We start from the raw sequence: 19,609 nt of genomic DNA, 5'->3' as shown, positions 1-19,609 counted from the left end.
TCTAGCGCAATCGCCCCCATCGGCCGGAAATTGCGCGGTAAATGACAATCTTTCTCATTAATAGACTATTTGCCGGAGGGGTTTGCCAATGCCGAGGCCGATACGCGCTATAATCGCCGGTTCTGTCCGAAATACCGTTTCAACAAATTTGAATTCAGGTCTTTGCGGATTCTTTCTCTCTGTAGCGGTTGCCCAGGGAATGGCCTGGGGCACTGCTGACCGTTGTACATTTATGGGGGGTTGGGATGTCCGATCTGGCTACTCACGCCAAGCTGGCGCGTTCAAACGCGCAACTTCCGGTCCACGTCTATTTTGACGAAACGCTGTTGCAGCGTGAAATGCAGCAATTGTTCCAAGCCGGCCCGCGCTATGTCGGGCATGCGCTGATGGTGCCGGAAACCGGCGATTTTGCGACCCTGGCGTCTGAGAACGAAGGGCGCATGCTCGTGCATAACGCCAATGGCATCGAAGTGCTGTCCAACGTGTGCCGCCACCGGCAGGCGCTGATGTTCAATGGCCGCGGCAATGCGAAGCATATCGTCTGCCCGCTGCACCGCTGGACCTACGACCTCAAGGGTGAATTGATCGGCGCGCCGCATTTCCCCGAGACGCCGTGCCTGAACCTGTCGAAAACGCCGCTGCAAAGCTGGAATGGCTTGCTGTTCGAGCAAAATGGCTACAACGTGATGGAAAAATTGAAAGATTTGTCCGTCTCGAAAGACCTCGATTTTTCCGCTTACATGTTCGACCACGTGGAAATCCACGCGTGCGACTACAACTGGAAGACCTTCATCGAAGTCTACCTCGAGGATTATCACGTGGAACCGTTCCACCCGGGCCTGGGCAGCTTTGTCAGCTGCGACGACCTGCGCTGGGAATTCGGCAAGGATTACAGCGTGCAAACGGTGGGCGTGCACCGCGGCTTGCAGCAGGCCGGTACGCCCGCCTATAAAAAATGGCAGGAGCAGGTGCTGCAATTCCGCGGTGGCGAAGTGCCGCCGTATGGCGCCATCTGGCTGACCCTGTATCCGAACATCATGGTCGAATGGTATCCGCACGTGCTGATCGTCTCTACCCTGTGGCCGGACGGCCCGCAAAAAACGCGCAATGTGGTGGAGTTCTATTACCCAGAGGAAATCGTGTTGTTCGAGCGCGACTTCGTCGACGCAGAACGGGCTGCCTACATGGAAACCTGCGTCGAGGACGATGAGATCGCCCTGCGCATGGACGCGGGCCGCAAGGCCCTGATGGCGCGCGGCGAAAACGAAGTGGGCCCTTACCAGTCGCCCATGGAAGATGGCATGCAGCACTTCCATGATTGGTACCGCAACAATATCGAACTGTAATATCAGTAGAGGGGCCGCATGACGCGGCCCTTTTTTTATCCTCCCATTTCCCAGGAATCCAATGCAATCGTTGTGGATGCTATTTGCCAGTTTCATGTTCGCCATCATGGGCGTGTGCGTAAAACTGGCGTCGGAGTTGTATTCGACCTCCGAAATCGTCATGTACCGCGGCATCATCGGCATGACCGTCATGAGCTGCACCATCCTGTACCAGGGCGGCAGCTTTAAAACCACGATGCCGGGCCAGCATCTGTGGCGCGGCGTGGTGGGCGTGATCGCCCTGTGGCTGTGGTTTTATGCCATCGCCATCCTGCCGCTGGCCACCGCCATGACCCTCAATTACATGGCGCCCATCTGGATCGCCGTGATTCTGCTGGCCGGTGGCTGGTGGAAAGCGACGAAGCAAGTCGAGTGGCCGCTGGTGGCGGCGATTGCCATGAGCTTTGTCGGCGTGACCCTGCTGCTGCAACCCGTGTTCCAGACCGACCAGGTAGGTGGCGCCGTCACTGCCTTGATTTCCGGCATGCTGTCGGCCCTCGCCTACTTGCAGGTGCGCAAACTGGGCTTGCTGGGCGAACCCGAATACCGCGTCGTCTTCTATTTCTCGGTCGTCAATTTCCTGGCCGGCGTGATCGGCCATGTGGCCAGCGCCGGCGGCGGCCCCGTGGTCTGGCATGCGCACACGAGCGGCTATGGCATCGGCTTGCTGGCCGCCATCGGCCTGTGCGCCACCATGGCGCAGATGGCCATGACGCGCGCCTATCGCCTGGGCAAGACCCTCGTTGTTGCTAATTTGCAATACACGGGCATCGTCTTTTCCAGCTTCTGGGGCGTGGTGATCTTTGGCGACCTGTTCGACTGGCATGGCTGGGCCGGCATCGGCGTCATCCTCGCCTCCGGTATCGCGGCAACCTATTACAATACCCGCAACACGGCCCGTGGCGCCGCCATCGCGCGCACGGATCCCATCGCCAGCGAAGTCTAAGGAGTGCTTACCTTGTATACAACCTTAATCCAGGCCAAGGAACTGGCCAGCCAGTTGCAGGACAGCAACTGGGTGATCCTCGATTGCCGCCACGACTTGCTCAATCCCACGGCCGGCAGCGATGCGTTTGCCGCCGGCCACGTCCAGAACGCGCAGTTTGCCGATATCGACACGGCCCTGTCCGGCTCCAAGACGGCACGCGGGCCCCAATTTACCGGACGACATCCCTTGCCCGAGCGCAATGTCCTGCTGGCCACCTTGCGCGGCTGGGGCATCAATGAGGACACGCAAGTCATCGCCTATGACGGCCAGGGCGGCATGTTCGCCGCCCGTCTGTGGTGGCTGCTGCGCTGGGTCGGCCATCCGGCCGTTGCCGTGCTGGACGGCGGCCTGGCCGCCTGGCAGGCACAAGGCTTGCCGCTGGTCACGCCCGTGGCACCGCGCCCTATCGGCAAGCTCACGGAAAAACCCAGCCTGACGCGCACGGTCAGCGTGCAGGACGTGATGACCAACCTGGAAACCCAGGCCTTGAGTGTCATCGACGCGCGCGCGCCCGACCGTTATCGCGGCGAAAACGAAACCATCGATCCCGTGGGCGGCCACATCCCCGGCGCGAAAAATCGTTTCTTCAAGGATAACCTGCAGGCGGACGGTCGTTTCAAATCCGCTCAAGAACTGGAGCAGGAATTCGCGGGCCTAATCAGTACGGCTGAATCTACTATCCTGCAGTGTGGCTCCGGCGTGACGGCCTGCCATAACTTGCTGGCTCTGGAAGTGGCCGGCTTGCCTGGCGCGGCGCTGTATCCGGGCTCGTGGAGCGAATGGTGCGCAGATCCGGCGCGACCCGTGGCCACGGGCAATTAAAAAAAAGGCGAACCATCTGGTTCGCCACCTTTATCAGTGGATAACTACGACGTTATCCCCAGCGCTTGATTCAGCCGTTCCAGTTCCGCCTGCCACGCCTGCTGGCTGGCCGGCTTCTGATGGCGCGGTTTTCTCGCCAGGTCTTCCGCCAGCAATTGCTCCAGTTCGCACAAACGCTCCAGCTGCACGTCGATGTCCGTCAGCACCGCAGACGCATGCTCCACGCGCGGCGCGGGCAACGACGCCTGCCCGTCTTCCGCGCTCAGGCGTGCATACGCGCTGGCCGCATCCGGCCACTCTTCCAGCTGGCCAGCGGCCACTACCCAAAAACGGTTGCAGGCCGTCTCGATCAGGTCGCGGTCGTGCGATACCAATAAACAGCCGCCTGCAAAGCCGCGCAGGGCTTGCCCCAGTTCCGCCTTGCCCTGCATGTCCAAGTGGTTGCTCGGTTCGTCGAGCAGCAGCAAGTGATAACTGGCCAGCGACAGCCCCAGGAACAGCAGCCGCGCCCGCTCGCCGCCGCTCAGAGTCGCCACCGTCTGGCCATGGCGCGCATACGGGAAACCGGCTGAAATCAAGGCTTGCTTGCGCGCTACCTGACTGCGCGCCACCTCGTTTTGCACGGCAAACGGATACAAGGCGTCGGACAAATCGGCAGCGTCGGCCAGTTGCCTGAGCGACTGGTCGTAATAGCCGATATTGGCCGCGTGGTGGTAGCGCAAGTCCGCACGTTCCTCCTGCGCCTGTATCGATTGCCAGCACAGGCGCAGCAGCGACGACTTGCCGCTGCCGTTGGCACCCAGCAAGGCGACCCGGTCGCCCGGTTTCAGCCAGACCTGGCCGACCTGGAACAGCAGCGGGGAAACAGGTACGGCGCGCACGTCCAGCCCATCGAGCGCCAGCAGCTGGTCGGCCGCCAGCGCCTTGCCGCGCAGGCTCAAACGCCAGGGCGCGCCATCGCTGACGAACGATTGCTCGTCCTGCAGCTTGTCGATGCGCCGCTGCATGCTTTTAGCCTTGCGCGCCATGCCGACGTTATCGTAGATCTTGCCCCACAGCGCCAGGCGGGTGCTGCTGACGGCCAGGCGGTCGATTTCCTTCTGTTCGGTCGCATGCCGGGCGGCAGCGGCCACGTCCGCCTCGGCCAGCGCCGCCAGCGCGGGGCCGCAGGGCAGGTCGACATCGTACAGCCGGCTATCGCGCAAGATCCAGCTGCGCGTGGCCACGTTGTCGAGCAGGCGCTGGTCGTGCGAGACGAGGATGAAGGCGCCGCGCCATGTCAACAGGAATTGCTCCAGCCACAGCAGCGATGGCAAATCCAGGTGATTGCTCGGTTCGTCGAGCAGCAGCACGTTCGGTTCCTGCAACAGGGCGCGCCCCAGCAGCAGACGCGTGTGCTGGCCGCCGGACAGCGAATGCACGGGCACTTGCGCCGTTTCAAGGTCAAAGCCCAGTTCGGTCAGCAGACTGTCGACGCGCCAATGCAGCTCGGGCTGCTCCAGCACGGGCGCCAGCAAGGCATCGTACAGGCTCAGGCTGGCAAGTTCGGCCGGCAAGTGCTGCTCCACGTGCTGCAAGCGGCAGGCACGAGCGACATGGATGGTGCCGGACGTGGCCTCGCGCGTGCCGCTGAGCAAGCCCAGCAAGGTGGATTTGCCGCAGCCATTGTGGCCGATCAGGCCGATGCGGTCACCCTGGCGCAAGGTAAAGGCGAGTTCGTTGAAGAGGAAACCGTCGTGGGTCTCCAGCTGTAAAGCTTGGGTAGAGATAAGGGTTGTCATGGCTCTTGTCTTTGTTCGGGATGCAAGCATCCGCGTTAACAGGAGCGCTAACGAAAACCGTGAGCCGAGAAAGAACTCTAGAGAAAAACTCTATTCAGGAGGGTGGCTTTGCTCTGGCCAGGTTATCGCAGCGCGATAGAACGTGGGCAAGAGCTGGCAAATGTGCTTAAAGAACGCGCATCCCATAGGGCGAGCATAAAAATTTCCATATTTTCCTCCTTTCTGTGCAAGTTAGTCAGAAAGGCAATACTACACGCGTCGCGTCAGTACATCAACCACCGTGGCGCTTATGCGTCAGGAACAGCACGATGCACACGCCCAGCGCGATCAACAGCACTTGCGGAATGGTTTCGCGCAGGGTGGCGCGGCGCTGCATCTGCGGCATCAGGTCGCTCAAGGCGATATAGATGAAGCCGGACGAGGCGAACACGAGCACATAAGGAATCAAATTGCTGGCGCGGTCCAGGGTGAAATAGCCGAGCAAGCCCCCGGCCACCGCCATCAGGCTGCACAGCAGATTGAAGATGTAGGCGCGCAAACGCGAGAAGCCCGCATTGAGCAGCACGATGAAATCGCCGATTTCCTGTGGAATTTCATGCGCGATGATGGCCAGGCCCGTCACCAGGCCCAGCTTCGGGTCGGCCAGGAAGGCGGCGGCGATCAAAATGCCGTCCGTAAAGTTGTGCATGCCGTCGCCGACGAGGATCATCCAGCCGGCCTTGCCCGCTTCGTGCTTGTCGTGGCCATGGGCATGGTGATGTCCATCGCCTTCGTGGTGGTGCGAATGGCGCAGGATGGCGAATTTTTCCAGCATGAAAAAGGCCAGCAAGCCCGCCAGCAAGGTGGCGAACAGGCTGCGCGGATCGGCCTGCGATTCGAACGCTTCGGGCAAGGCGTGCAGCAAGGACGTCGACAACATGATGCCGACGGACAAGCTGACCATGCGCTCGACCACTTTGGATAAGAATGCAAACGAAAAGATCGCCGCCGCAGTAATGCTGAACACGCCCGCGATCGTGGTCGCGAGCAAAATGGATATAAGGACGGGATCGATGATTTTCTTACCTCAAAATGGCGCCGGGTCACTGGCGCCGCGATGCTGGCGTCTGGCCTGATGAATGCGTTGTTATCTATTGTTTAATTTTTTGCGCGTTTGGCGGCAGCGTAGCGCGATGAAGATGCAATTGTACTGCATTGACGCGTACCGGGCATTTTACAGCCCGGTACGCCTTTCGGTTCAACTTCTGGAAAATTCAGGTATTGAGCTGTTGCGGCGTCACGCCACGCCGTGTGTCTTGAACCAGGCCAGGCAGCGCGCATAGCCGTCTTTCGCATCGGCGGCCACATAACTGGGGCGGTAATCGGCGTTGAAGGCATGTCCCGCATCGGGGTAGACGACAAATTCCGACTTGTTGCCGCCCTTGGCCAGCGCGTCCTTCATCTTGGCGATCGATTCCTGCGTGATGCCCGTATCCTTGCCGCCGTACAAGCCCAGCACGGGGACTTTCAAGCTGGCGGCGATATCGATGGGGTTGCTCGGCTGCAAGGGGCTCGTTTCGCCCACCAGGCGGCCATACCAGGCCACGCCCGCCTTGACGGCCCGATTATGCGCCGCGTACAACCACGTGATGCGCCCGCCCCAGCAAAAGCCCGTAATGCCCAGGCGGCTGGTGTCGCCGCCATTCTGTTTCGCCCACGCAACAACGGCATCGAGGTCCGCCATCACTTGCGCGTCCGGCGTCTTGGCGATGATGCCTTTCATGAGTTCCGGAATGCTGGCCACCTTGCTAGGATCGCCCTGGCGCACGAACAAATCGGGCGCCAGCGCCAGATAACCGTGTTTGGCGAAGCGGCGCGCCATGTCGGCGATATGTTCATGCACGCCAAAGATTTCCGAAATGACCAAAACCACGGGCAAGCCCGTCTTGCCCTCCGGCTGCGCCGCATACACGGGCACGGCCTGGCCATCGACCATCACCGACATGGTGCTCGTGACGAGGCCGGCGGAATCGGTCTTGATGACGTTTTGCGCCGCCACGGGCAGCACAGCCACGGCAAAGCCCGTTCCCAGCGCCACCTTCAGGAAACCACGCCGGCCATCCGGCCCGGACAAGCTGCTCTGGCCCAGCAAACTTTCACAATCGGTGATCATGTCGCTCATGCGTTTCTCCTGAAAATGTTGCGTTTATAAATTAGTGCGCTTCGTCCCAGTTCTTTCCAACGCCCACCTCGGCCGTCAGCGGCACTTTCAGCGCGGCCACGCCCGCCATCAGTTCCGGCAGCTTGCGCTTGACCAATTCGAGCTCGGCGTCCGGCACTTCCAGCACCAGTTCATCGTGCACCTGCATGATCATCTTCGTCTGCAAGCCGTCCGTTTCCAGCCAGCCTTGCACGGCAATCATGGCCAGCTTGATCAGATCGGCTGCCGTGCCCTGCATCGGTGCGTTAATCGCCGCCCGTTCCGCGCCCTGGCGGCGCGGGCCGTTCGGCGAGTTAATTTCCGGCAACCACAGACGGCGGCCAAATACGGTTTCCACGTAGCCGCGCGCCTTGGCTTGCTGGCGCGTATCTTCCATGTACTGTTTCACGCCGGAAAAACGCGCGAAGTAACGGTCGATATAGCTTTGCGCGGCCGTGCGGTCCACGCCCAAGTTACCGGCCAGGCCAAACGCGCTCATGCCGTAGATCAGCCCGAAGTTGATGACTTTGGCGTAGCGGCGCTGTTCGTTCTGTACTTCCGCCGCCGGCACGCCGAAGATTTCGGCCGCCGTGGCGCGGTGAATATCGATGCCGTCGGCAAACGCGCGCAGCATGGCTTCGTCGCCCGAGATATGCGCCATGATGCGCAATTCGATCTGCGAATAGTCGGCCGAGACGATATGGCTGCCCGGTGGCGCAATGAAGGCTTCGCGGATGCGGCGGCCTTCCGCGCTGCGGATGGGGATATTCTGCAAGTTCGGGTCATTCGACGCCAAACGCCCCGTCACGGCCACGGCTTGCGCATAGTTCGTGTGCACCCTGCCCGTGGTGACGTTGATCATCTTCGGCAATTTGTCCGTGTAAGTCGATTTCAGCTTGGCCATGCCGCGGTATTCCAGCAGCACTTTCGGCAGCGGATAGTCCTCGGCCAGCTTTTGCAGCACTTCTTCATCCGTCGATGGCGCGCCCGTCGGGGTTTTCTTGACCACCGGCAGCTTCAGCTTTTCAAAGAAGATTTCGCCGATCTGCTTGGGCGAACCTAAATTGAACGGCTGCTCGGCCAGCTCATATGCCTTCTTTTCCAGCTCGAGTATCTTGACGGCCAGCTCGGCCGACTGGATATTGAGCAACTCGTCATCGATCAGCACACCGTTGCGCTCGATCTTTTGCAAGACCACGGCCGTCGGCATCTCGATCTGTTCATAGATGAAGGTCAGCTTTTCATCGTTCGCTACATTGCCCCACATATTATTGTACAAACGCAAGGTGATGTCGGCATCCTCGGCCGCATATTTCGCCGCCTGCGCGACTGCCACCTGGTTGAAGGTGATCTGCTTGACGCCCTTGCCGCACACATCCTCGAAGGGAATCGTCGTGTAATTCAGGTGGCGCAGGGCCAGGCTGTCCATGTCGTGCTTCTTGTGCGATTCGAACACATACGATACCAGCAGGGTATCGTGGGCGATGCCGCGCAAGGTCACGCCATGGTTGGCGAAGATGTGGCTGTCATACTTGAGGTTCTGGCCCAGCTTGGGCTTGTTCGCGTCTTCCAGCCACGGACGCAGTTTCGCCAGCACGTGTTCGCGCGTCAACTGGTCCGGCGCGCCCGCGTAATCGTGCGCCAGCGGGATGTAGCAAGCACTGTGCTCGGCCACGGCGAGGGAAATGCCGACCATTTGCGCCGTCATCGGTTCCAGCGAGGTGGTTTCCGTGTCCACGGCCGTCAGAGCCGCCGCATCGATCAGGGCGATCCATTTGTCCAGCTGCTCGTCGGTCAGCACGGTTTCATATACGGCTTCCACCTGAGGTGCGGCATCGGCAAACATGTCGCCTGTCGTGTTGGCAGCAGCGCCACCGGCGACAGGGGCGCCGACGGGCGACATCGGCGGCGGCGTGGCGCCCAGTTCGCGCAGCAGCGCCTTGAAGCCATAGCGGTTGAAGAAGGCCAGCAAGGCTTCCTTGTCTTCGTGTTTCGCCACCAGCGAGTCGGCGATCGTTGTCATGTGCTGCGACAAATCGCAATCGGTCTTGACGGTGATCAAAGCGCGCGCCTGCGGCAGCCAAGGCAGGGCCGTGCGCAGGTGTTCACCCACGGCGCCGCCCACCTTGGCCGCGTTTTCCATCACGCCTTCCAGGCTGTCGTACAAGGTCAGCCATTTGACGGCCGTTTTCGGGCCGCATTTCGACACGCCCGGCACGTTGTCGACCGTATCGCCGATCAGCGACAGATAATCGATGATGCGGTTCGGCGGCACGCCGAACTTGGCCAGCACGGCCGCTTCGTCGAGCGTTTCATTGCTCATGGTGTTGATCAGGGTCACCTGGCTGTTGACCAGCTGCGCCAGATCCTTGTCGCCCGTCGACACCACCACGTTCATGCCGGCGGCCGCCGCCTGCACGGCCAAAGTACCAATCACGTCATCGGCTTCCACGCCGTCGACCATCAAGATCGGCCAGCCCATGGCGCGCACGGCTTCGTGTATCGGTTCGATCTGCAAACGCAGGTCGTCCGGCATCGAGGCGCGCGTGGCCTTGTATTCGGGATACATATCGTCGCGGAAGGTTTTGCCCTTGGCATCGAACACGCAGGCGATGTAGGCGGCCGGGTAATCGGCGCGCAGGCGGCGCAACATATTGACCATGCCGTGCATGGCGCCCGTGGGATAGCCGTCCGGGCTGCGCAGGTCGGTCAGCGCATGGAAGGCACGATAAAGGTAACTGGAACCGTCGACTAACAGCAGGGTGTTTTGCATAATGCCAATAAAATGAGGTGAGCCGCGCCGGCCGGGAAGAAACTGCGGCAGGCGGGTGAAATATCGCCCAATTATCGCAGAGTTTAGGCCCGCGCCACCGGGGACGCGGCCCGCGTTTTTTGCGCAGTTTGCCACGGCTGGCGCCCCGCTTGGCCGCCCGACTGACAGCCGGGCCCTATTTCCGCTCATTTAAACAGCATTGCCACCCAGTTTGTTACAATGCCTTATAGATAAATTGACGGCAATACTCCACTGCATGCGCTGCAGTCCCACACATGGAAGCGAACCCATCATGATGCGTACATCGACACTCTGGACATTCCTCGCCCTGCCCCTGCTGGCATGTTCGGCCCTTGCCAGCGCCCAGACGCCGGCCAAACCGAGCGAAGCGCCACCACAGCTCGAACGTATCGAGGAAATGGGCGAAGCGCCCATCACCGTGACACCGGCCGCCGCCAAGCAGCAGATTACCGAGAAACGCGAAGCGGGCGTGACGTCCGAAGTGAAAGTCACCAGCGGCGGCAGCACCTATTACATGAAACCGGCCGCCGGCGCCGACCAGGCCAACGGCAACGCCCTGCGCGGCCCGCAATGGAAAGTGCTGGAATTCGACCTGGGCAAGAAGAAACAGAAACAACGCGATGAAGAGGCCGCAGACGCGCCAGCACCGCCCCCGGCAGCGAAGTAAGCAGCCACTCTCTTCTGCCCTGCCCCGGCCACCTGCGGGGCAGCCGGCTTTTTTTGACCTTTTAGACCATTCCTCTCTTTCCCATGGCAGTTTTTACCGCGCTACACCTGGACGATATCGGCCAGTGGCTCACGCAGTTTCCACTCGGCAAACCTCTGGCGCTCAAGGGCATCGCGTCCGGCATCGAAAACAGCAATTTCTTCCTGAGCACGGAGCGCGGCGAATATGTGCTGACGATCTTTGAGAATCTCAGCTTCGAGCAATTGCCGTTTTATCTGCAACTGATGCGTCATTTGGCGGACCGGGGCGTGCTGGTGCCCGCGCCGATCGCCAATGCCGATGGCGAACTGGTGACGGCCTTGCAAGGCAAGCCGGCCGCCATCGTCAGCAAACTCGACGGCAGCTCGCAGATGCTGCCGCAAGCCGTGCATTGCACCGCTGTCGGCGCCATGCTGGCGAAGATGCACCTGGCGGGCCGCGATTTCCCTTTGCAGCAGCCGAATCTGCGTGGCCTGCAGTGGTGGAACGCCACCACGCCGCTGGTCTTGCACCACCTCGATGATGCCAGGGCGCATCTGCTGCGCGCGGAAATCCATTTCCAGGACGCCTTTGCTGCCTGCGATACGTATAAAGCCATCCCGCGCGGTCCCGTGCATGCCGACTTGTTTCGCAATAATGTCATGTTTGACGGCGAGCAACTGACGGGCTTTTTTGACTTTTACTTTGCCGGTTGCGACACCTGGCTGTTCGATGTCGCCGTCACCGTCAACGACTGGTGCGTGGACTTGGCCACGGGCGTGCTCGACACGGTGCGCGCGCGCGCCCTGCTCGACGCCTACCGGGCCGTGCGCCCGTTCACGCACGAAGAACAGACGGCATGGCAAGCGATGCTGCGCGCCGCCGCGCTGCGCTTCTGGCTGTCACGCCTGTACGATTATTACCAGCCGCGCGAAGCGGAAATGCTGACCCCGCACGATCCGGCGCATTTCGAACGCATTCTGCGCGAACGTATCGCCACATCTGCTCCGGAACTGTTTTAAACATGGAAAAATTACCTGCAAGTACAGGTTGGCAATGGGTGAAACAAGGCTTCGGCCTGTTTCGCAAGCAACCTGGCGGCATGTCGATGCTGTTTCTCGGCTATATGTTCTGCATGCTGGCCGTCAGCATCGTGCCCCTGCTCGGCCAGTTGCTGCCTGTCATCCTGGTGCCCGTGTTTTCCGTGGCCTTCGTGCAAGGCTGCCTGCATATCGACCAGGGCAAGCGCGTCTTGCCCAGCCTGCTGATCTCGGGCTTCCGCAAGCCGGCGTTTCCTTCCCTGCTGGGCCTGGGCGTGCTGTACATCCTGATGGCCATCGTTGCCATCGGCGCCTCGACCCTGGTGGACGACGGCTTGCTGTGGCAACTGGTCACCGGGCAACTGTCGGAAGAAGCGGCGCGCACCGCCATCCCCGAATCGCGCCTGGGCCTGGGCATCCTGCTGGCCATCGTGCTGTATGTGCCGGCCGCCATGGCCTTCTGCTTTGCCGCGCCGCTGATCTACTGGCGAAAAACCGGCCTGGGCAAGTCGCTGTTCTTCAGCTTTTTCGCCGTCTGGCGTTCGCTGTCGGCCTTTATCGTCTTCGCTTCCACCTGGTTCGCCATCAGCGTCGTCACCAGCCAGTTGCTGGCCGTCATCTTTGGCCGCACGCCGCTGATGATGCAGGTGATGATGCCGCTGTCGATGCTACTCACCATCATCATGCATTGCTCGTTCTACGCCGCCTACCGCCAGATCTTCGGCGTTCCCGCCGAGGACAGCAAGACGGTGTCGCTGGACAAGCAGTAATCCCACCAGCAAAAAACTGGGGGCAGCTAACTTAGCGTCCCAGCCGTTCCAGTTTGGCGATGCCAAGATCGAGCACCTTCATGCCGTGCTGGCCGAAATTGATTTGCGCGCGCGCATTGCCGCCACCGCCTTCGATATTGACGATCACGCCTTCGCCGAATTTGGCGTGCGCCACCGATTCGCCGATGCGCCAGCCTCCGCCCGTGGTTTTTTGCGCGATCTTTTGCGCAATCGCATTGTCCGAACCCAGGCTGGCCACGCGCGGCGCCTCGTCCCAGGCCGACTTGCGGTTGCCGAACCAGTTCGCCTGCACCTTCGGCGACAGCCATTTCAACGCTTCTTCCGGCAATTCGTCGAAGAAGCGCGACTTCATGTTGTAGCGCGTCTGGCCATGCAGCATGCGCGTCTGCGAAAAACTCATGTACAGCCGCTTGCGCGCGCGCGTGATGGCCACGTACATCAGCCGGCGCTCCTCTTCCACGCCGTTGTCTTCCTTCGAACTGCTTTCGTGCGGGAACAGGCCCTCTTCCAGGCCGGTGATGAAGACGTTGTCGAATTCCAGGCCCTTGGCCGAGTGCACGGTCATCATCTGCAACGCATCCTGACCCGCCTGCGCCTGGTTATCGCCTGCTTCCAGCGACGCGTGCGATAAAAACGCGGACAGGGGCGACATCACGGCCGGCAGCGGCGCATCGGCATCCAGAATTTCGATGCCATCCTGGTTCACCACGGCTGCGCCGGACTGCGCCTGGGCGGCCGGCCCCAAGTGGGCCGGTGCAGTCTGGCCGAAACCTTCTTCGGAAACGAACTGGCTGGCCGCGCTGACCATCTGCTCCAGGTTTTCAATGCGGTCGGCGCCTTCCTTTTCATTCTGATAATGCTGCAGCAAGGTACTCGCCTCCAGCACGACGCGCACCATTTCCGGCAACGACAGTTGCTGCGTTTCGAAACGCACGCCTTCGATCAGCTTGACGAAGCCAGCCAGCACGCTGCCCGCCTTGCCCGCCACATAGGGCACGGACGCGTACAGCGAGATGCCGTACTGCTCCGACGCGGCCTGCAATTGCTCGATCGAGCGCATGCCGATGCCACGCGTGGGGAAATTGACCACGCGCAAGAAAGCGGAATCGTTGTGCGGATTGTCCATCAATTGCAAGTAAGCAATCGCGTGCTTGACCTCGGCGCGCTGGAAGTAGCGCTGGCCGCCATACACGTGATAGGGAATGCTGGCTGAAAACAGCGCATGTTCGATCACGCGCGACTGCGCGTTCGAGCGGTACAGAATGGCGATTTCACTGCGCGAGGCACCGTCGGCGATCAGACTTTTCGCCTCTTCGATGATCCACTGCGCTTCCTGCAAGTCGGAACTGGCTTCGTACACACGCACCTGCTCGCCATGGCCCGCGTCCGTGCGCAGATTCTTGCCCAGGCGCTTGCTATTGTTCGCAATCAACACGTTAGCGCTGTCAAGGATGTGGCCGTGCGAGCGATAGTTCTGCTCCAGCTTGATCAAGTTCTTGACCTGAAACTCGTGCTCGAAGGCACTCATATTGCCCACATTGGCGCCGCGGAAGGCGTAAATGCTCTGGTCATCGTCGCCGACGGCAAACAGGGCGCCGCCATCGCGGCTGCCGTGGCCGGCCAGCAACTTGAGCCAGTTGTATTGCAGGTTGTTCGTATCCTGGAACTCGTCCACCAGAATGTGGCGGAAGCGCGCCTGGTAGTGCTCGCGCAAGGGCTGGTTGCGACTCAGCAATTCGTACGTGCGCAGCAGCAATTCGGCAAAATCGACCACGCCTTCGCGCTGGCACTGGTCGTCGTAGATCTGGTACAGCTCGACCATCTTGCGCTCGTGCGCGTCATATGCTTCCACGTCCGTGGCGCGCAAGCCCTGGTCCTTGGCGTTGTTGATGAAATACATCACCGTCTTCGGCGGGAATTTTTCATCGTCAATGTTATTTGCCTTCAACAAGCGCTTGATCACCGACAACTGATCCTGCGAATCGAGGATCTGGAAGGTCTGCGGCAAGGCGGCGTCGCGGTAGTGCGTGCGCAGCAAGCGGTTGCACAGGCCGTGGAAGGTGCCGATCCACATGCCGCGCGTGTTGATCGGCAGCATGGCCGACAGGCGCGTGAGCATTTCCTTGGCGGCTTTATTCGTGAAGGTCACGGCCAGGATGCCGGGCGGCGATACCTGCTGGGTCTGGATCAGCCACGCGATGCGGGTGGTCAGCACGCGGGTCTTGCCCGAACCGGCGCCAGCCAGGATCAGCGCATGCTGAGCCGGCAAGGTGACGGCAGCCAATTGTTCGGGATTGAGGTTGTGAAGAAGATTTTGCATCCGGTGATTATACCGGCATGGCTAAAAATACTGTGCATTTGTCCAGCGGTCGCGCCAGTTTTCCATGGGCGCGCTACAATCGGCGTCCCGCCACAGTGCCGCCTATCCCCATGACACCACCCACTCACCTCGACGGCGCCCGCGTACTGGCCTGGGCCTGGTCCGACTTGCCGTTCGGCCATGTCGCCGCCGAAGATGGCGCCGCCTGCATCGCCATCCATGGCCTGGCGGTGTGCCGCTACGGCGACGAGGCGCGCGCCTACCGCTTCAGCTGCGATGCACACTGGGAAACGCTGCAGGATGAGGTGTATGCCAGCGTGGACGAGGCCAGGCAGCAACTGCCGGCGCAATACCGCGCCGTGGCCGCCACCTGGAAGCAGGCCTAGCGCAACAGCCTGGCCTTGCCTTCGCTGAGCGCCTGGGCGATCACCTGGCGCGTGGTCTTGTCGGCCGCTTTCGATGCCTTTTCCTGCTGGCGTCCCAGCACTTCCATTTGCTTGCCCAGGGTTTCCATCGGCTTGCCGCGCTGATCCATCTGGCGCGACAGCGCGTCCGCCTTGGCCGCTTCGACTTCTTGCTTAGCGGCAATGCGGTCGTTGCCGTCTTCCATGGCGTCCTGCGCATCTTCCATCTGCTGCTGCAAACGCTCCATGTCGCGCACGGCCGCGCGGCGCGCCGTTTCCGTGCCCGCCTGCGCCTGGCGCCGCGCTACCTCGCCCAGCTTGCGGCCCAGTTCCTGCTGCTGGCGGCCCAGCGTTTGCAACTGCTCCGCGTCGCGCGTGCCGCCGTTCGCCTGCGCCTGGCCATGAGCGCCCATCTTGCTGCCCAGTTCGCCCATCGCCTTGCCATGCTCGCTCATCTGCTTGCCAAGACCGCTCATCTGCAAGCCCAGCTGCTGCGACGGCTTCCAGGCCTCGCGCACGCGTGCCAGCAGCGCGGCATCCTGCGTTACATAACCCTTGCCCTGGTCGCGGAACCACAGGAAATGTCCCTTGAGCGTACGCTGCAACTGCTTGATCTGCTGGCCATCGACATCGGTGCCTGCCATGGTGACGTTATCTTCGCTGCTGTCGACGAGCGCATAGCCATCGCCGCTGCCCATGGAGATATTGATTTTCTTGCTGGGTGCGACCGGTGCGGCCGGTGGCGCGGGCGGCTCGGGCGGCTGCACGGCCAGCGCACTGCCGCCAAGCACGATACCGGCCAGGCTGAGGATCAAACGGTGGGAAGTGGACATGGCTGCCTCGTCGCAAAAGTAGTGGAGTGTTGACTGTAGCGACGGATGGCTCACGGCTCCAGCACGCTGCGACAGGCTGCACAAAGGCTGGCCTGGACGGCAGGCTTGCGCGATGAATGGCAAATCACGCACGAAAAAAAACGGAGGCCGCAGCCTCCGCAAAACGCCGTGGTACGGCGTATTTCAATCAGTACAGTACGACGGAGCGAATCGATTCGCCGCTCTTCATCAAGTCGAAGCCCTGGTTGATATCGTCCAGTTTCAAACGGTGCGTGATCAGGTCGTCGATATTGAGCTTGCCTTCCATATACCAGTCGACGATCTTCGGCACGTCAGTGCGGCCCCGTGCGCCGCCGAAGGCGGAACCTTTCCACACGCGCCCCGTCACCAGCTGGAATGGACGGGTGGAGATTTCCTGGCCGGCTGCGGCCACGCCGATGATGATGGACTGGCCCCAGCCCTTGTGGCAGCACTCGAGCGACTGGCGCATGGTGGTGGTGTTGCCGATACATTCAAAACTGTAGTCGGCGCCGCCGTCCGTCAGCTGCACGATGGTGTCAACCACGTTGTCCACCTCGTTGGCGTTGACGAAATGCGTCATGCCGAACTTGCGCGCGATGGCCTGGCGCGCGGGGTTGATGTCCACGCCGATGATTTTATCGGCGCCCACCATCTTGGCTGCCTGGATCACGTTCAAGCCGATGCCGCCCAGGCCGAACACCACCACGTTGGCGCCCGCCTCGACCTTGGCCGTGAACAATACGGCGCCCACGCCTGTCGTCACGCCGCAACCGATGTAGCAAACCTTGTCGAACGGCGCGTCTTCGCGGATCTTCGCCAGGGCAATTTCCGGCACGACGATGTAGTTCGAGAAGGTGGACGTGCCCATGTAATGGAAAATGGGTTTGCCGTCGATGGAAAAGCGCGAGGTCGCGTCCGGCATCAGGCCGCGGCCCTGCGTCGAACGGATCGACTGGCACAAGTTCGTTTTTTGCGACAGGCAGAATTTGCACTGGCGGCATTCCGGCGTGTACAGGGGGATGACGTGGTCATCCTTTTTCAGGCTTTTCACGCCCGGGCCCACGTCGACGACGATGCCGGCGCCTTCATGGCCCAGAATGGATGGGAAGATGCCTTCCGGATCGGCGCCCGACAGGGTGTAGTAATCGGTGTGGCAAATGCCCGTGGCCTTGATTTCGACCAATACCTCGCCCTCGCGCGGGCCGGCCAGGTCGACTTCTTCAATCGTCAGCGGTGCGCCCGCCTTCCATGCAATCGCTGCTTTGGTTTTCATGTGTGTCCTGTGTATGGTTGAAACGCTTACTTGGCTTTCGCGCGGTTGAGGAAAGCGCCATGCAAGCCGTTCAGGGTTTCCTCGGCCAGCAGCAGCTGGCTGGCGATTTCATTGATCTTGCGGCGGCTGGAGCGGGCATGGTCGCGCAGCACTTCGAAAGCCGTGTTGCGGTCCGTCTGGAACTTGCCCATCAGCAAACCCACGGCCAAACTCGTTTCGCGGCCGGCGGCCAGCGCCGCGTTCAGGTTCAGCTCGGTGCGACGCAGCTGGCGGATTTCATCGGCGCGCGCCAGACCCGCTTCGAAGGCGGGCATCAAGCGGCCTTCATCGACGGGTTTCACCACGTAGCCGACGGCGCCGTAGGCGGCCGCCTGCTTGCCCGATTCGCTGTCGCCACTGCCGGACAGGAACATGAACGGCACGCCCGTCTCGCCATGCAGGCGCTTGGCCAGTTCCAGACCGGACATGCCCGGCATGTGGATGTCGAGCAAGGCCAGGTCCGGCTCGCGCTGGGCGACCATTTGCAGCGCCACTTCGGCCGAATTGGCCAGTGCCGTCTCGTAGCCGGCATGGCGCAGGATTTCGCCGAGGAATTCCAACAGGAGCTGGTCATCGTCAACGATCAGGATAAGGCGTTTCGCGGCGGCTGGCTGACTCATGGGTAAAGGGACCTCGGTAATGAAGTAGGGTAGGAGAATCCCATTACTGGAAACTCTCCCCCCTAAGAACCGTGCGTGCGACTTTCACCGCACACGGCTCAAGCATAATAAAAGTTCCTATACAGGAACCGGCTTTACAACTTCTAGTTTTTGGCTATGCACTTGAGCATGGCAGTTTGGATGCAATAGTACTCGATTTTCTAGGGCATCAGAGCCACCTGCCAAACGATATTCTATGTGGTGGTCATGCCATCCGGTTTCCATGTCCATCTCGTATCCACACATTGCGCACAGGCCACGTTGGTCAAGGTAAAGTCTCGCCCACTCGCGCCGGTACTGCATGTTTTTCAACATACGTTCCTGGCGAAGGGTTTCCCCATACATTTCCCATTGCAGATCATAGGGATGGTACTCCCCTTTGATTTTCGTGTGACGCACGATGGCTGTACCCGGCAAAGAGTACATTTCCAATACGCCCTTACTGCCTTCTTTCGTGACAACGTCCGCTGCAAATACCTGACTTCTAAGCTCAATCGGGCGCCAGTACCTATGGCGTATCCAATCACTGCTTTTCATCGGATGTCTGCGTGCAGCCCACCGACGGAGCCGCCAGAACAATAGCGACTCCATTGCCGAAAACGCCTCCTTCGCGACCACGGGGCTGTGATACTGCGCCCAACCTCGTAGCATGGGGTTCAGCAGTCGAATAAGATTCTCTTGCCTTGCCCCAACGTTTTCACTGATCGTCTTGCTAAGCTTGGCATAGAACGTTTTCACGTTCTTCTTACTAGGCTTAATGAGCAGTTTTCCGGAATATTTTCGGAAGTTCCACCCCAAGAAGTCGAAGCCGTCATCAATGTGCACGATCTTGGACTTGGCTACGGATAGTCGTAGACCCCTGACTGCGAGGAATCCTTCAATCCATGGCCTAATTTCGTCCTCCAACAGTTCTTTCGAAGCGCCAGTTACAACAAAATCGTCCGCATATCGAACTACTCCGACTTTTAACCTTCCCGCCTTTGTCTTTCCGAATTTCGCACTAAGGTGCGCCATAAGTCCAGATTCGAGGCCGTTCAGTGTCCAATTTGCAAGGGCAGGGCTGATAATGCCACCCTGTGGTGTTCCAGCTGTGGTTGCCATCAATTGCTGCCGGTCAACAACTCCGGATTTCAACCACTTCTTTAAAATCAATTTGTCCATGCGGACATTCTCGATCATCCAGTTGTGATTGATATTATCGAAGAATCCCTCAATGTCTGCGTCCAATACCCATTTTGCCGAGACTTTCCGGCAAGTCTGGAGGAATATCTGCGACATAGCGTCGGCCGTCGAACGATTTTTCCTGAACCCATAGGAATTCGGGTCACTCAACGTTTCCAAGATTGGATCAAGAGCTAGCAGATGAAGCGCTTGCATTGCCCTGTCACGCATGGTTGGATGCCCAACGGGCGCATCTTTCCATTTGACTTGGGAATATAGACCCTCCGTAGTGGCAAGGGTCTGTAGCTGTTTAGAATTGGGTGATCATATTCCTATTCGCAGCTTGCCCTACTTCAAAGCCAGGCGCCTGTTGAGTACACTGTTGATTCCTGTCACCTCACCGCCAGCGCCATGACCCAAGCCCTTCACAGCCG

Annotated in this window: 15 protein-coding genes and 1 pseudogene; 7 read left to right on the top strand and 9 right to left on the bottom strand. The window is 60.3% G+C overall.

The window, feature by feature from the left end:
• Positions 1-245: 245 nt before the first annotated feature.
• From CSZ94_RS02690 to CSZ94_RS02680, 3 genes are all read left to right on the top strand, one after another.
• Positions 246-1,346 carry an aromatic ring-hydroxylating oxygenase subunit alpha gene (locus tag CSZ94_RS02690; protein ID WP_102120094.1) on the top strand — a complete coding sequence of 367 codons (1,101 nt, stop codon included), beginning with the start codon at positions 246-248 and terminating at the stop codon, positions 1,344-1,346.
• A gap of 61 nt (positions 1,347-1,407) precedes the next feature.
• Positions 1,408-2,331 carry a DMT family transporter gene (locus tag CSZ94_RS29410; RefSeq protein WP_102120093.1) on the top strand — a complete coding sequence of 308 codons (924 nt, stop codon included), beginning with the start codon at positions 1,408-1,410 and terminating at the stop codon, positions 2,329-2,331.
• 12 nt (positions 2,332-2,343) lie between these two features.
• A complete protein-coding gene (locus CSZ94_RS02680) occupies positions 2,344-3,195 on the top strand; it encodes a sulfurtransferase (RefSeq protein WP_102120092.1) in 852 nt (283 codons plus the stop codon).
• Positions 3,196-3,239: 44 nt separating this feature from the next.
• On the opposite strand, the gene CSZ94_RS02675 is transcribed toward CSZ94_RS02680, so the two are convergent.
• The 4 genes from CSZ94_RS02675 to polA all read right to left on the bottom strand — a co-directional run bounded on the left by CSZ94_RS02675 (position 3,240) and on the right by polA (position 9,928).
• Complete coding sequence (locus CSZ94_RS02675; RefSeq protein WP_102120091.1) at positions 3,240-4,976, bottom strand: ABC-F family ATP-binding cassette domain-containing protein; 1,737 nt, start codon at positions 4,974-4,976, stop codon at positions 3,240-3,242.
• 271 nt (positions 4,977-5,247) lie between these two features.
• Entirely contained in the window at positions 5,248-6,006 is a 759-nt protein-coding gene (locus CSZ94_RS02670) for a ZIP family metal transporter (protein WP_052140365.1), read from the bottom strand.
• Between the two features lie 246 nt (positions 6,007-6,252).
• Positions 6,253-7,137, bottom strand: a complete 885-nt coding sequence (locus CSZ94_RS02665) for a dienelactone hydrolase family protein (protein WP_102120090.1) — start codon at positions 7,135-7,137, stop codon at positions 6,253-6,255.
• A gap of 31 nt (positions 7,138-7,168) precedes the next feature.
• On the bottom strand, positions 7,169-9,928 hold the full coding sequence (polA, locus tag CSZ94_RS02660; RefSeq protein ID WP_102120089.1) for a DNA polymerase I: 2,760 nt from the start codon (positions 9,926-9,928) through the stop codon (positions 7,169-7,171).
• Positions 9,929-10,220: 292 nt separating this feature from the next.
• Between polA and CSZ94_RS02655 the strand changes: the two genes are divergently transcribed.
• The 3 genes from CSZ94_RS02655 (at position 10,221) to CSZ94_RS02645 (ending at position 12,444) form a co-directional block, all read left to right on the top strand.
• Positions 10,221-10,616, top strand: coding sequence for a hypothetical protein (locus CSZ94_RS02655; RefSeq protein ID WP_102120088.1), 396 nt, complete (start codon positions 10,221-10,223; stop codon positions 10,614-10,616).
• 83 nt (positions 10,617-10,699) lie between these two features.
• Entirely contained in the window at positions 10,700-11,656 is a 957-nt protein-coding gene (locus CSZ94_RS02650; protein WP_102120087.1) for a homoserine kinase, read from the top strand.
• A 2-nt stretch (positions 11,657-11,658) separates the two neighbouring features.
• A complete protein-coding gene (locus CSZ94_RS02645; RefSeq protein WP_102120086.1) occupies positions 11,659-12,444 on the top strand; it encodes a BPSS1780 family membrane protein in 786 nt (261 codons plus the stop codon).
• 31 nt (positions 12,445-12,475) lie between these two features.
• Here CSZ94_RS02645 and CSZ94_RS02640 read toward each other — a convergent pair whose 3' ends face one another.
• Entirely contained in the window at positions 12,476-14,785 is a 2,310-nt protein-coding gene (locus CSZ94_RS02640; protein ID WP_102120085.1) for a UvrD-helicase domain-containing protein, read from the bottom strand.
• A gap of 110 nt (positions 14,786-14,895) precedes the next feature.
• Between CSZ94_RS02640 and CSZ94_RS02635 the strand changes: the two genes are divergently transcribed.
• The gene (locus CSZ94_RS02635) at positions 14,896-15,171 is read left to right on the top strand and encodes a hypothetical protein (protein ID WP_102120084.1); all 276 of its coding nucleotides are present in this window, start codon (positions 14,896-14,898) and stop codon (positions 15,169-15,171) included.
• Here the strand turns inward: CSZ94_RS02635 and CSZ94_RS02630 are convergent.
• From CSZ94_RS02630 to ltrA, 4 genes and pseudogenes are all read right to left on the bottom strand, one after another.
• Positions 15,168-16,022, bottom strand: coding sequence for a DUF4175 domain-containing protein (locus CSZ94_RS02630; protein ID WP_146009720.1), 855 nt, complete (start codon positions 16,020-16,022; stop codon positions 15,168-15,170). The two genes, CSZ94_RS02635 and CSZ94_RS02630, sit on opposite strands and share 4 nt — an antisense overlap.
• Positions 16,023-16,209: 187 nt before the next feature.
• On the bottom strand, positions 16,210-17,316 hold the full coding sequence (locus tag CSZ94_RS02625; protein ID WP_102120082.1) for an S-(hydroxymethyl)glutathione dehydrogenase/class III alcohol dehydrogenase: 1,107 nt from the start codon (positions 17,314-17,316) through the stop codon (positions 16,210-16,212).
• 26 nt (positions 17,317-17,342) lie between these two features.
• Complete coding sequence (locus CSZ94_RS02620; RefSeq protein WP_102120081.1) at positions 17,343-17,975, bottom strand: ANTAR domain-containing response regulator; 633 nt, start codon at positions 17,973-17,975, stop codon at positions 17,343-17,345.
• 117 nt (positions 17,976-18,092) lie between these two features.
• Positions 18,093-19,480 (bottom strand): annotated as a pseudogene (ltrA, locus tag CSZ94_RS02615) (group II intron reverse transcriptase/maturase); the annotation flags it as partial.
• Positions 19,481-19,609 lie beyond the last annotated feature (129 nt).

This window comes from Janthinobacterium sp. ROICE36 (genome assembly GCF_002869965.1).
In the GTDB taxonomy this organism is placed as follows: domain Bacteria; phylum Pseudomonadota; class Gammaproteobacteria; order Burkholderiales; family Burkholderiaceae_D; genus Janthinobacterium.
This window is presented reverse-complemented; position numbering and strand designations above follow the sequence as displayed.

Excerpts from the sequence above, each read along its gene's own strand:
- CSZ94_RS02690 (WP_102120094.1), top strand. The coding sequence starts at position 246 with ATGTCCGATCTGGCTACTCACGCCAAGCTGGCGCGTTCAAACGCGCAA.
- CSZ94_RS29410 (WP_102120093.1), top strand. The coding sequence starts at position 1,408 with ATGCAATCGTTGTGGATGCTATTTGCCAGTTTCATGTTCGCCATCATG.
- CSZ94_RS02675 (WP_102120091.1), bottom strand. The coding sequence starts at position 4,976 with ATGACAACCCTTATCTCTACCCAAGCTTTACAGCTGGAGACCCACGAC.
- CSZ94_RS02665 (WP_102120090.1), bottom strand. The coding sequence starts at position 7,137 with ATGAGCGACATGATCACCGATTGTGAAAGTTTGCTGGGCCAGAGCAGC.
- polA (WP_102120089.1), bottom strand. The coding sequence starts at position 9,928 with ATGCAAAACACCCTGCTGTTAGTCGACGGTTCCAGTTACCTTTATCGT.
- CSZ94_RS02655 (WP_102120088.1), top strand. The coding sequence starts at position 10,221 with ATGATGCGTACATCGACACTCTGGACATTCCTCGCCCTGCCCCTGCTG.
- CSZ94_RS02650 (WP_102120087.1), top strand. The coding sequence starts at position 10,700 with ATGGCAGTTTTTACCGCGCTACACCTGGACGATATCGGCCAGTGGCTC.
- CSZ94_RS02645 (WP_102120086.1), top strand. The coding sequence starts at position 11,659 with ATGGAAAAATTACCTGCAAGTACAGGTTGGCAATGGGTGAAACAAGGC.
- CSZ94_RS02640 (WP_102120085.1), bottom strand. The coding sequence starts at position 14,785 with ATGCAAAATCTTCTTCACAACCTCAATCCCGAACAATTGGCTGCCGTC.
- CSZ94_RS02635 (WP_102120084.1), top strand. The coding sequence starts at position 14,896 with ATGACACCACCCACTCACCTCGACGGCGCCCGCGTACTGGCCTGGGCC.
- CSZ94_RS02630 (WP_146009720.1), bottom strand. The coding sequence starts at position 16,022 with ATGTCCACTTCCCACCGTTTGATCCTCAGCCTGGCCGGTATCGTGCTT.
- CSZ94_RS02625 (WP_102120082.1), bottom strand. The coding sequence starts at position 17,316 with ATGAAAACCAAAGCAGCGATTGCATGGAAGGCGGGCGCACCGCTGACG.
- CSZ94_RS02620 (WP_102120081.1), bottom strand. The coding sequence starts at position 17,975 with ATGAGTCAGCCAGCCGCCGCGAAACGCCTTATCCTGATCGTTGACGAT.